This window comes from Gymnodinialimonas sp. JB5-7 (assembly GCF_055693405.1).
The window spans coordinates 1,498,158-1,510,000 of the sequence record NZ_JBVFUX010000012.1 but is presented as its reverse complement, the minus strand read 5'-3'; the positions used below and the strand labels follow the sequence as shown (position 1 = coordinate 1,510,000).

At 61.3% G+C, this 11,843-nt stretch carries 13 protein-coding genes and 1 pseudogene (1 of these 14 only partly in view); 6 read left to right on the top strand and 8 right to left on the bottom strand.

Features of this window, described 5'->3' with window-relative positions:
• From msrQ to ACZ1HK_RS16035, 4 genes are all read right to left on the bottom strand, one after another.
• Nucleotides 1-89, bottom strand: the 5' portion of a protein-coding gene (gene msrQ, locus ACZ1HK_RS16050) for a protein-methionine-sulfoxide reductase heme-binding subunit MsrQ (RefSeq protein WP_472629539.1). Its footprint begins 523 nt before the window's first position; only the first 89 of its 612 coding nucleotides appear in the window; the start codon lies at nt 87-89; its stop codon lies off the left edge, out of view.
• 1 nt (nt 90) lies between these two features.
• Nucleotides 91-618, bottom strand: coding sequence for a hypothetical protein (locus ACZ1HK_RS16045; RefSeq protein WP_472629538.1), 528 nt, complete (start codon nt 616-618; stop codon nt 91-93).
• The gene (msrP, locus tag ACZ1HK_RS16040) at nt 618-1,520 is read right to left on the bottom strand and encodes a protein-methionine-sulfoxide reductase catalytic subunit MsrP (RefSeq protein ID WP_472629537.1); all 903 of its coding nucleotides are present in this window, start codon (nt 1,518-1,520) and stop codon (nt 618-620) included. Before msrP ends, ACZ1HK_RS16045 begins: the two co-directional genes overlap by 1 nt.
• Nucleotides 1,521-1,635: 115 nt before the next feature.
• Entirely contained in the window at nt 1,636-3,132 is a 1,497-nt protein-coding gene (locus ACZ1HK_RS16035) for an FMN-binding glutamate synthase family protein (RefSeq protein ID WP_472630855.1), read from the bottom strand.
• Nucleotides 3,133-3,446: 314 nt separating this feature from the next.
• On the opposite strand from ACZ1HK_RS16035, the gene ACZ1HK_RS16030 reads away from it, so the two are divergent.
• The 3 genes from ACZ1HK_RS16030 (at nt 3,447) to ACZ1HK_RS16020 (ending at nt 5,389) form a co-directional block, all read left to right on the top strand.
• A complete protein-coding gene (locus ACZ1HK_RS16030) occupies nt 3,447-3,917 on the top strand; it encodes a fasciclin domain-containing protein (RefSeq protein WP_472629536.1) in 471 nt (156 codons plus the stop codon).
• An 81-nt stretch (nt 3,918-3,998) separates the two neighbouring features.
• Entirely contained in the window at nt 3,999-4,505 is a 507-nt protein-coding gene (locus tag ACZ1HK_RS16025) for a fasciclin domain-containing protein (RefSeq protein ID WP_472629535.1), read from the top strand.
• Between the two features lie 137 nt (nt 4,506-4,642).
• Nucleotides 4,643-5,389, top strand: a complete 747-nt coding sequence (locus ACZ1HK_RS16020) for an SDR family NAD(P)-dependent oxidoreductase (protein ID WP_472629534.1) — start codon at nt 4,643-4,645, stop codon at nt 5,387-5,389.
• A 94-nt stretch (nt 5,390-5,483) separates the two neighbouring features.
• Here the strand turns inward: ACZ1HK_RS16020 and ACZ1HK_RS16015 are convergent, their stop codons facing one another.
• The gene (locus tag ACZ1HK_RS16015; RefSeq protein ID WP_472629533.1) at nt 5,484-5,879 is read right to left on the bottom strand and encodes a RidA family protein; all 396 of its coding nucleotides are present in this window, start codon (nt 5,877-5,879) and stop codon (nt 5,484-5,486) included.
• An 89-nt stretch (nt 5,880-5,968) separates the two neighbouring features.
• On the opposite strand from ACZ1HK_RS16015, the gene ACZ1HK_RS16010 reads away from it, so the two are divergent.
• Nucleotides 5,969-6,706, top strand: coding sequence for a helix-turn-helix transcriptional regulator (locus ACZ1HK_RS16010; protein WP_472629532.1), 738 nt, complete (start codon nt 5,969-5,971; stop codon nt 6,704-6,706).
• Between the two features lie 39 nt (nt 6,707-6,745).
• Here the strand turns inward: ACZ1HK_RS16010 and clpB are convergent, their stop codons facing one another.
• Together clpB and ACZ1HK_RS16000 are read right to left on the bottom strand one after the other, a co-directional pair.
• The gene (clpB, locus tag ACZ1HK_RS16005) at nt 6,746-9,361 is read right to left on the bottom strand and encodes an ATP-dependent chaperone ClpB (RefSeq protein ID WP_472629531.1); all 2,616 of its coding nucleotides are present in this window, start codon (nt 9,359-9,361) and stop codon (nt 6,746-6,748) included.
• Nucleotides 9,362-9,448: 87 nt separating this feature from the next.
• On the bottom strand, nt 9,449-9,955 hold the full coding sequence (locus tag ACZ1HK_RS16000) for a hypothetical protein (protein WP_472629530.1): 507 nt from the start codon (nt 9,953-9,955) through the stop codon (nt 9,449-9,451).
• Nucleotides 9,956-10,315: 360 nt separating this feature from the next.
• Here ACZ1HK_RS16000 and ACZ1HK_RS15995 point away from each other — a divergent pair, with 360 nt between their 5' ends.
• On the top strand, nt 10,316-10,504 hold the full coding sequence (locus ACZ1HK_RS15995; protein ID WP_472629529.1) for a hypothetical protein: 189 nt from the start codon (nt 10,316-10,318) through the stop codon (nt 10,502-10,504).
• A 60-nt stretch (nt 10,505-10,564) separates the two neighbouring features.
• Nucleotides 10,565-11,253, top strand: a pseudogene (gene pyrF / locus ACZ1HK_RS15990) (orotidine-5'-phosphate decarboxylase).
• Between the two features lie 58 nt (nt 11,254-11,311).
• Here pyrF and ACZ1HK_RS15985 read toward each other — a convergent pair.
• A complete protein-coding gene (locus ACZ1HK_RS15985; protein ID WP_472629528.1) occupies nt 11,312-11,842 on the bottom strand; it encodes a hypothetical protein in 531 nt (176 codons plus the stop codon).
• Between the last annotated feature and the right edge of the window lies 1 nt (nt 11,843).

Genomic DNA, 11,843 nt, shown 5'->3' with positions numbered 1-11,843 from the left:
TAAAAGAGCCATGCTCCGTAAGCGGCACCGACGATGTAAAGGACCCAGCCCGGCACCTTGCGGATGGTTTGGTTCAACGTGGCGATCATCTCAGTTCAACTCCCGCGAACACGCAGCCAGATCAAAGTCGGTTTCCTCGCCACTATAGAGCGTATCAATGACAAGCCGCGCCATGCAGCGTGCGTGGACGATCTCGCCGTTCGCTTCGTTCAATACCGTGAAGGTCAGCACATCCAATTGACCAAAAAGTTGCGTCTGTTGGATCAGCGTTGGCTGATCGGCAGCCAGACCGCTGGCAATTCCGGCTAGTGGCTGCAACGGCGTTCCCGCAAAGACTTCAGACGCCTCCGCCCAAGTGTCGACCCGCGCGATGATGATATCCGCGGCCGTGATCGGTGGTTGCCCCGGCATCAGCGTGTCGAACACGCCGGCCACGTCGCGTTCGAACAGCTCTTCACGGAAGCCCTGCCCGGCCTCAAAAACGGCAATCCGTGCACCGGTGTCCGGGAAGGTGCTAATATAAGTGTCCGCGGCGACTTCGTTCGTGGGCATCACGCCTTCTGCCAGCGACGCACTGGCAAGGCCGATGCCAAACAGCAAAGCTACCGCAAACCGCATCAGAAGTTGGCTTCCAGATCCATGCCTTCATAAAGGCTGGCAACTTCTTCCTCGTAACCGTTGAACATCAGCGTCGGCTCGCGGCGTGCGAAAAGCCCACCACCGATGCGCCGCTCGGACGCCTGGGACCAGCGCGGATGATCCACGTTCGGGTTCACATTACTATAGAAGCCGTATTCACGCGCATTGGCTTGGTTCCAACTGGCAAAAGGTTCTTCATCGGTCAGCGTGATCCGTACGATAGATTTGATCGACTTGAAGCCATACTTCCACGGCACGACCAACCGGATCGGCGCGCCATTCTGGTTGGGGATGTCACGGCCATAAATGCCCGTCGCCATCAGCGTCAGAGGATGCCGCGCCTCATCCAGGCGAAGACCTTCACGGTAGGGCCAATCCAACACCGGCACGCGCACACCGGGCATTTCGTCGGGGCGGTTTGCGGTTTCGAAGGCCACATACCGCGCGCCGTCTTGCACGCCGATACGGTCCAGCAGGTCGGCAAGCTCAAAGCCGTTCCAAGGGATCACCATCGACCAGGCCTCAACACAGCGGAAACGGTAGATGCGCTCTTCGACTGTCATGCCGTCCATGATATCTTCGAACGAGTAGGTGCCGGGATTGTCGACCATCCCGTCGATTTCAATCGACCAGGGCGAGGTCGTCAGCGTATGCGCATTGCGTGAAGGGTCATCCTTGCCGGTGCCAAACTCATAGTAGTTGTTGTAGGTCGTGATCTCTTCCCAAGTGTTGGGTTCCAGATCCTGCGCCTGCGCTTGGCCGCCAATCAATCCGGCCCCCAGCAGCGCACCCGTGCCCGCCATGATCTGGCGGCGGTTCAGGTAAAGATGTTCCGGCGTGACATCGTCCCATGTCAGCTTGGATGTGTAGCGGCGGGCCATATGGCGGTCTCCTCGTCCTTTGTTGACGACTATATGCGCTACCCGGGGCCAATTCCCCAAGCACTGACATCATATCTCACGAAAGGGTTAGGAGGTGTGAAAGACCACGGCGCCGCTATTCCGCCGCGATCCCGTCTGGAAACAGCCGATCCATCGGCAGGCTTGACCCGTCCGGCTGCACCAACCGCACATGGGATCGCCGCATCAGCCGCGGCTCACTTACGCCAACCGAATGCGCGATCACTTCTACCTCTTTCATCAACGCCTTCGCGAAATTCGCGACCCGCATATCCTTGTCCTCAACCACCAGCCCCTCCTGAAACCTGGGGTCATGCGTCGTGATCCCCGTGGGGCAGGTGTTCTTGTGGCACTTCAACGCCTGAATACAGCCGAGCGCGAACATGAACCCCCGCGCCGAGACGACGAAATCCGCGCCAGCCGCCAGCGCCCAGGCCACATCGCCGGGGTTCACGAGCTTACCGCTGGCCACAATTCGCACCCGCTCCTTCAGACCCGCACGATTCCGCAGGTCGGTCAGAATCGGCAAAGCCTCCCGGATCGACATCCCGACCAGATCGATCAACGGCATTGGTGCCGCACCCGTGCCACCTTCGCCCCCGTCGAGCGTGATGAAATCCGGCGCGCTCGCTGCGCCCCGCGCATCAACGGCCTCGAACAAGTCCAAAAACACTTGCGGATCACCCATCACTGTCTTGATGCCCACCGGCTTGCCCGTCACCTCACGGATATGGCCGATCAGATCCAGCAACTCCTCCGCATTCGCCGCCTCGCGATGGCGGTTCGGACTGATCCCATCGCGCCCCTTGGGCAGGCCCCTAATCTCGGCAATCTCATCCGTGATCTTCGCCGCCGGTAAAATCCCGCCTTTCCCCGGCTTGGCCCCCTGCGCCAGTTTCAGCTCAAACATGCACACTGTTTTATGAGCCGCTACCTCGCGCAGTTTCTCGTCGCTCAGATTGCCCTCGGCGTCGCGCACCCCGTATTTTGCGGTGCCAATCTGAAAGACCACGTCGCAGCCGCCTTCCAGGTGATAGGGGCTCAGGCCGCCCTCGCCCGTGTTCATCCAGCACCCAGCCATCTGGCAGCCCCGCGACAGAGCCCGCACCGCTGGCTTTGAGATCGCGCCGTAGCTCATCCCCGACAGGTTGAAAAAAGAGGGTGCATTATAAGGTGTCGCCGCATGGGGACCGATCAGCAGCGGCTCAGCCTTGGAAAACTGGTCGTCTAGCGGCGGAAAGGCCGATGGCACGAACAACGGCGTGCCCACCACGGTTATGTTCCGCGTGCTTCCAAACGGCAGGGTCGAAGATTTGCCCTGCGCCGCATGCTTCACCCATTCCCTTTGCGCCCGATTGAACGGCAATTCCTCGCGATCCATTGCAAAGAAATACTGCCGGAAGAATTCGCCCAATGTGCTGAACAAGCCCCGGAACCGCCCAAGCACTGGGTAATTGCGCCGGATCGCATCGGCCTTCTGCGTCCGGTCGATGACAAACAGCACCACCGCCGCCAGCGCGATCAGCCCAATGACCAGCCAGAAGGCCACCGCCATCGCCTCCAGAAAGACGCTGACATTCTCCATGCTCGGCATATCCATGGCTCACGCCTCCCAAATCATCTCGCACACCATGCCATCCGCATTTCGAAAACGGCAACGGGTGCGGTGAAAATCAGCTCACTCTCTAACGAATGTTCACATGATTTCACCGGTTTGTGATTGGAACGGCTTTTCGGGCGTGGCTTAGGCGCGCCTGCCCCTCCGTCAAGCCTATCAGCGGGAATTCGCTTCGCTTGAAACGAATTTGCTCCAGCGCATCTGGCCCCTCGGCACCGGGCAGACCCCGCTAGGCCCTGAGCGGCGCATCCTCGCTGCACGGAACAAAAGACACAGAGAAGAGAGAGACCATGCGTAACGCACTCCTTGCCCTCGCGGCCTCCACTGCACTCGCAGCCCCCGCCTTCGCGGACGGCCATTCCAACACCATCGTCGATGTCGCGACTGAGGCTGGCTCCTTTACCACCCTCCTTGCCGCAGCCGAAGCCGCTGGCTTGGTTGAAACGCTGTCCGGCGAAGGCCCCCTGACTGTCTTCGCCCCCACGGATGAGGCGTTCGCCGCCCTGCCCGAAGGCACGGTCGAAGGTCTTCTGGCCGATACGGACGCGTTGACCGCCGTGCTGACCTACCACGTTGTGGCCGGTGCCGTGATGTCCACTGACCTCACCGATGGCATGACCGCTGCCACTGTAAATGGTGCCGATATCACCGTCTCGCTCGACCCCGTCATGATCAACGACGCCAACGTTGTGGCCGCCGACATCGAAGCCTCCAATGGCGTAATCCACGTCATCGATAGCGTTCTCCTGCCGCCGCAATAAGCGCGCAGGCGACCATGGGTGGGCGGACCATCTGCCCACCTACAAACACCAAACACCACAAACAGGAAAAAGGGGACCATCATGGACCGTCGTCAATTCATCACCAAAACCGCAGGCCTTGCCGCTGCTGCACCGCTTGCGGGCCTCGCTACTTCTCTGCCCGCGCTGGCCGTCACCGGCTCGTCGAACATCGTCGAGCTGGCCGTTGCCACACCCGACCTCTCGACGCTTGTAACCGCTGTCCAAGCTGCAGGCCTCGTCGACACGCTGGCCTCGCCCGGCAACTTCACCGTCTTCGCACCGACCAACCGCGCGTTTGAGCATCTGCCAGCTGGCGTTCTGGACAGCCTGCTCGCCGACACCGCCGCGTTGACCAACGTGCTCACCTACCATGTCTCGGGCGACTACTACCCCGCTTCGGCGCTTGCCGGCGCACATGGCGTCGTGCCCACGGTCCAGGGCGGCAACATCCGCGTGAACGGTCGTTCTGGCGTCCACCTTAATGGCAATGTCTCAGTCACGACCGCAGATGTCTTCGCCTCCAACGGCGTGGTCCACATCATTGATGCTGTGCTCCTGCCGCACTGATCGGCACCCTATTCCGGGGCGCCTTGTCCCTTCGCACCCCGGCCTCCCCCGCGCCGCACACGCAGCGCGGGGGTTTTTCTTGTCCACCTCGCCTGTTTCCCGTTCACTGCGCAAAGACAAGAACACGGGAGAGACTTATGAAAACCGCCATCGTCACTGGTGCAGCCCGCGGGATTGGGCTGGCGACAACGGACGCCTTCCTTGCGGACGGCTGGTCCGTTGCGATGGTCGATTGGGACGGTGATGAATTGGCGAAAGCGGCTGCATCGCGCGACAATACAATCGCACTGGCCCACGACATCTCAAACCCGCAGCAGGTCGACGCAACGATACGCGAAACCCTTGCCGCCTTCGGACAGATCGATGCGCTGGTGAACAACGCCGGGATCGCTGATTTCGGGCCGATTGAGGATACCGATTTCGAAAGATGGCGACGGGTCATGTCGATCAATCTCGACGGCACCTTTCTGATGAGCCAGGCCGCCACGCCCGCGCTCAAGGACACAAGCGGCGCGATCGTGAACATCGCGTCCATATCTGGACTGCGCGCCTCCACCCTTCGGGTCGCATACGGAACCTCGAAAGCCGCTGTTATCGCACTTACCCAACAACAGGCCGTGGAGTTGGGAGAGTATGGGATCCGCTGCAATGCTGTGGCACCTGGGCCGGTTCGAACCAAGTTGGCCATGGCCGTCCACACGCCCGATATCATCGCCGCCTATCACGATGCCCTGCCGCTGAACCGATACGGCACCGAGGCAGAGCTTGCGGGGGCGATTGTCTTCCTGTGCTCTGACAAGGCCAGCTACATCACCGGGCAATGCCTTGCCGTGGATGGCGGGTTCGACGCGACGGGGATCGGGCTGCCAGCACTACGCAATTGACCCCCGGTTGCAAGGTTGCAACCGGGGTCTAACCAACTGATCTAAAAACGAAAACCGTTTCTCGCTCAACTCCAACTCACGACATTGCGGCACATCATGCCATTCCGGTGGCTTCAATCTCGAACATCAGGCCTGGAATGGCCAAACGCTGTACCCCCAACAGGGTCATGGGCGGGCGCACCTGATGCGGGCCAAAGCGCATCCCCATCAGATCGAAGTTCTGCAAAGCCGCGTCCACGTCGGTAGCGTAAACGCCCAGTTTGGTGACGTTCGCCAGCGTCATTCCGGCCTCGGCCAACACCGCCTCCAGATTGTCTAGCGCCAGCGCGATCTGACCGCGCATATCACCGTCATGCTGAGGCGCTCCGTTTTCATCGACGGAGGTCTGACCGGCGACGATCACCTGCCGGGTTGCGCCATCGATGATCTCGGCCTGATTGTAACCCAGCTTGATCGACCAATCCCAAGGGTTCACTGCATTGCGTTCCATAGTCTCAACTCCTTTGATTTCGTGTTGCTGAGATCGGTCCAAGATCTAATAGTGCCAAAATGTGTCACCATTAATGCTATGGTTGAGAAATGAATGTACGTATCCGCCATGACGCCATCGTGCGCAGCCTCCGCCGCAACGGGACAACCACCGTTGAAACCCTCGCAGACGAAGTCGGGGCGTCGCGCCGCACGGTCCTGCGGGACATCAGCGCCCTCAGAGACGAAGGGTTTGTGATCCACTCAGACGTTGGGCGCGGGGGCGGTTTGCAGCTTGATCCGACCTCGGTCCAAACCAACGCGCGGCTGTCCGTGCCCGAGGTCTTTGCGCTGCTCATCAGCGTCGCGGCAATGCGGGCAGCCGGGAATCTGCCGTTTGGCGGTTTGGCCGATGCCGGGCTGGCCAAAATCGAACGCGCCTTGCCCAAGGAAAAAGTGCGCGATCTGCGGGCCTTTTTGGATTGTCTGCACATAGGGCAAAACTCACCGCTTCAGGATCTGTCGGATATGGGGCAGATGGACGACGCGCTTTTGCCCGCGTTTGAGGCCGCGTTTCTGGGGCGGCAGATGATCCGGTTCGGCTATCGCGATGCGAAAGGCCGCGTGACCACGCGCGAGGTCGAGCCGCAAGCGATGCTGATCCTGCCGCCGCTTTGGTATCTGGTGGCCTGGGATCCCACGCGCGACGATTTCCGCCATTTCCGCATGGATCGGATCAGCGCACCGGAATCGGTGGAAGGGACCAGCTTTCGCAGACGCCATGTGCCGTTTGAAGAAGATGTTTGCCCGTACAGCGAGTTGGAGAAACAAAAACGCCCCGCCAGGTGATCCGACGGGGCGCTTGGTTTTTCTGGTGATTGAACGGATTTAGTGAACCACGGCGTCGTCCGGTTTAGGCCGGTTCGACGGCGCCACGCGGTCGCCCACGATCAGGCCATCGGCCCCGGCAGACACGCTGACCTGCGCCCCGTCCATGACATCGCCGGCCAGGATCATCTCGGCCAGTTGGTCTTGCAGCGACCGCTGGATCACCCGCTTCAGCGGGCGCGCGCCAAAGACCGGATCGTAGCCTTCATCCGCCAGCCAAATCATAGCGCCATCATCCAGATCCAGGTGGATCTTGCGGGCGGCCAGACGCTTTTCAAGCCGGCCAAGCTGGATCTTCACGATGCCATCCATATCCGCGCGGCTGAGCCGGTCGAAGACGATCATGTCATCCAGACGGTTCAGGAATTCTGGCCGGAAATGGGCGCGGACAGCGTCCATCACATCGGACCGCGCCTGGCCCGCATCTGCGCCTTCGGGCAGATGTGACAAGGCTTGGCTGCCGAGGTTCGACGTCAGCACGATCAGCGTCTGCTTGAAATCGACCTGCCGACCCTGACCATCGGTCAGGATGCCGTCATCCAGAACCTGCAGCAGGACGTTGAAGACCTCGGGATGGGCCTTTTCGACCTCATCAAACAGGATCACCTGATACGGACGCCGACGCACCGCCTCAGTCAGAACGCCACCTTCGTCATAGCCCACGTAACCCGGAGGCGCGCCGATCAGGCGGGCCACCGCGTGCTTTTCCATGAACTCGGACATGTCGATGCGGACCATCGCCTGATCATCATCGAACAGGTATTCCGCGAGCGCCTTGGTGAGTTCGGTCTTGCCCACGCCGGTCGGCCCGAGGAACAGGAAGGAGCCCAAGGGCCGCCCCTCATCCTGCAGGCCCGCGCGCGCACGGCGCACGGCGCGGCTGACGGCGGAAACGGCCTGATGCTGACCGATCACGCGTTTGCCAAGCTCGTCTTCCATGCGGAGGAGCTTCTCGCGTTCGCCTTCGAGCATCTTGGCCACGGGCACGCCCGTCCAACGCTCAACGACTTCGGCAATCTGTTCCGGGCGCACAGCCTCTTCGACCATGACGTCTTCGTCCTGATCCTCGGCCTCGGCCAACTGCTTTTCCAGCTGCGGGATCACGCCATACGAAAGCTCCCCGGCTTTCCCGAGGTCACCGTTCCGCTTGGCCTGATCCAATTCAGCCCGCGCATGGTCGAGTTGCTCCTTGATGGAGCGCGCCGATTCCAGCTTGTCCCGCTCGGACTGCCACTTGGCGGTCATTTCGGCGGACTGCTCCTGCAAATCGCCAAGCTCTTTCTCAAGCTTCGCCAGCCGGTCCTTGGACGCCGCATCGTCTTCTTTCTTCAACGCTTCGGCCTCAATCTGCATCTGCAGGATCTGACGGTCGAGCGCGTCGAGCTCCTCAGGCTTAGAGTCCACCTCCATCCGCAGGCGGGAGGCCGCCTCGTCCATCAGGTCGATGGCTTTGTCGGGCAGGAACCGGTCGGTGATGTAGCGGTGGCTGAGCGTCGCCGCGCTAACCAGCGCGCTGTCGGAGATGCGCACACCATGGTGCAATTCGTACTTCTCCTTGATGCCGCGCAGGATCGACACGGTGTCTTCCACCGTCGGCTCCTCCACCACAAGGGGCTGGAAGCGGCGGGCCAGCGCCGCGTCCTTTTCGACGTATTTGCGGTATTCGTTCAGCGTGGTGGCGCCCACACAGTGCAACTCACCCCGCGCCAAGGCAGGTTTGATCAAGTTGGCCGCATCCATCGCGCCATCGGTTTTGCCCGCGCCAACAAGCACATGCATTTCGTCGATGAAGAGGATGATCTCACCGGCGGCATTGGCAATCTCGCCAAGGACGGATTTCAACCGCTCCTCAAACTCGCCGCGATATTTCGCGCCCGCAATCAACGCACCCATGTCGAGCGACATCAGCGTCTTGTTGCGCAAGCTCTCCGGCACATCACCGTTCACGATGCGCAGCGCCAGGCCCTCGGCAATCGCAGTCTTACCCACGCCGGGCTCACCAATCAGGACTGGGTTGTTTTTCGTCCGGCGCGACAGAACCTGCATCGCGCGGCGGATTTCCTCGTCGCGGCCGATGATCGGGTCGATCTTGCCCTCGCGCGCCGCGGCGGTCAGGTCGCGGGCGTACTTGTTCAGCGCATCGTAATTGTCTTCGGCGCTTGCCGAATCCGCCGTCTTGCCTTTGCGCAAATCATTGATCGCGGCGTTCAGCGCCTGTGCGTTCACCGCACCCGCATCCAACGCATCCTTCGCGCCGGATTTGACCATCGCCAAAGCGGTCAGCAGCCGTTCAACCGGCACGAAACTGTCACCCGCCTTTGTCGCGACCTTCTCCGCCTCGTCCAGCACCTTGGCGAATTGCTTATCGAGGTAAACCTGCGCACCGTCGCCCGTGACCTTGGGCAGTTTCGCAATCGCGCCTTCAAGCGCCTCACGCACACGTTCGGGCGCGCCACCCGCACGGGTAATGAGGTTGGAGGCAAGCCCCTCCTCATCATCAAGCAAAGCTTTCAGCAAATGTTCGGGAACCAGCTTCTGATGGTCTTCCCGCTGTGCAATCGTCTGCGCGGCCTGAATGAAACCACGCGCGCGATCCGTGAACTTCTCCACGTTCATGTCGTCTCTCCTTTTTCAAGCGCCCAGGTTGGCCACGCCCGCTTGGCGGCACGCGACCCGTCGGGCCTTGATCGTTAGATGGGAACGCTAATTGCCGTTCTCAAGATCAATGCCAAAGTCGCGCGCCAGCGCTTTGGACCTTGCGCGCATGGAGGCGTGGCGCATCCGAAGGCCCTGTTTGATGCGCTCCGTCAAATCCTCTTCCGGTGGCGCGCCACGGCAATAGGCATCAAAGGCCCAGACCCGCAGCAGGATCTTGGCATGCCTGTAATACGGCGTCAGATGAGGGCGGAGGAGCGGGGCGGCCTGCGGTGCATATTGTGCGCATTGCAAAAGATGCAGGGCCGCATCGGGTTCGGTGACCTGATCAAACCGTTCAAACGCATGGGCCACCTGCCCTGCACCCAGCTTTCCCTTTTCGACCAAGGCTTTGATCAACCAGGTCGCGGCCACTTCATCCGGGCCAGGAATGGCTGCCAGAAGGGTGCCTTCGGCGTCCGGCGAAAGCGGCCCGGCCAATAGCCCCCGCAGCGGATCAACGTGAGTGCCATCAAAAGCCTCGAAGGCCGCTGCTATATCCTTGGGCTGCCGCATTCGCCGATCTTGCAGCCCAGGCGGGGCGCACACAAGCAGGGGAAAACCCGGGCGCTTATTCCCCGCAACAATCCCGCTTCGATCCCCCATATAGAGTTCATCGGGCGCATCCAGAGCGCCCATCGGACCGCACGACCTCTTATCCCCAGTGCAGTTCGGGAAAAAACGCACACGCCCCTATATGTGTGCGTCAGGTCCGGGTTGCCTTTGGTGTTGGGCGGCCCGGACCGTTTTTTTGGCCTGTCACGACGATTCACATCCGTTTGAGGTAAGGGGAACCCGCCTCGACATATTGCGTTTACTTCCCACATAACCCCCACAGATGGCGTCAATTGCCGTCGATTTTGTTGGAGAAACCCAATGTCGACCCCTTGCCTGAGCCTGCATCGCGTCGCCTATGACCCCGAAGCCTCAGCCTTCCGCGCCGAGGTTCAATACCTCGACGCCACCGGCATCCACCGCCGTGTCGTGCAACTGCGTGCACCACTGACCGCCGAATTCCAGCGCATCACGCGTGGCCTGCGCGACGCAGCTTTGGCTGCCGCCTAAGATGGACTTCCCCGTCCGCGCGCCTAAGCAAGGCGCGGGTTTGGAACGGGGGAAGCTCAGATGGCCGATGATCGCCTGATCGTGGCACTTGATGTGCCAAACGTGTTGCAGGGATTGGCCCTGACCGAACAGATCGGTGACAGCGTTTCGTTCTACAAAATCGGGCTCGGGATGCTGACGGGTGGCGGCCTCGCGCTTGCCAATGAGCTCAAGCAGGACCACGGCAAACGTATCTTCCTCGACATGAAGCTGTTCGACATCGGCGCAACAGTCGAGGCCGCCGTGCGCGGCCTGGCGCAGTTCGATCTGGATTTCCTGACGGTCCACGGCGACCCTCATGTCGTGCGGGCCGCGAAAGAGGGGCCGCCGGATCAAAGACGCAAATCCTTGCCGTGACGATCCTGACCTCGCTCGACCGTGATGATCTTGACGCCTCCCTGATCCGCGACGGCGCAATCCCCGATCTCGTGGCGGAGCGCGCGGGCCGAGCGTTTGACGCCGGCGCCGATGGCGTCATCGCCTCGCCCCAAGAGGCCTCGATGATCCGCGCGTTGCCAGAGGCAAATGGGCGTTTGATCGTCACCCCGGGCGTGCGCCCCGACGGGGCTGCCTTGGGCGACCAGAAGCGCGTGGCGACACCGGCACAAGCCATTGCCGACGGGGCCGACCATATCGTTGTGGGCCGACCGATATGGCAGCATCAGGACCCGAAAGCAGCGGCCGAGCGAGTGTTGAGCGAGTTGGCGTGAACCTAGTCCTCCGGCACCGGAGGCAGCGTGATGCCGTCCAGACTGTCGGCATAGAAGCCTAGCGAGCCCGGCATCCAGAACCGAGCCTCGATGGAGCGGGGCTGGGTCGCCGCAAATCCCACGATCGGCGGTTCCATATCGACCTCGTTATGGCCAAGCGTCTTGTGGCCAATATCGAAAAACAGGCTCGCCATGGCGCACAGGCCCGCGGGGAGAGCGCGATGATAAGTTGGTCCGCTTCTGTGACTTTCGGGGCCATAGCGGTCTGCCGCTCGCTCCAGCCAAAGGCAAAGAGGGGGCGATCCTCGGGCTCAACCCGGTGCACCCCCGACATGCCGATTTCCGCGAACGGATGGCGGCGCACCTCCTTCGGCCAATGCTCATAGGCCGTGTAGCGTAGCTTGCCTTCCGTCTTCAGAAAGTAGGGCACAGGCTCGGGCTGCTCGATCTCCACATAAAGGTGCTTCACCCGGCTGGTCGGGTGCGTCAGCTCAAGCCCGCCCCATTCGCGCCCCGAGAACAGCAGATGCAGCATCCAGAGGCCGATCCGGCGCAGCGCCTCAGGCTCTGCGTAGGTGATGACGCCCACG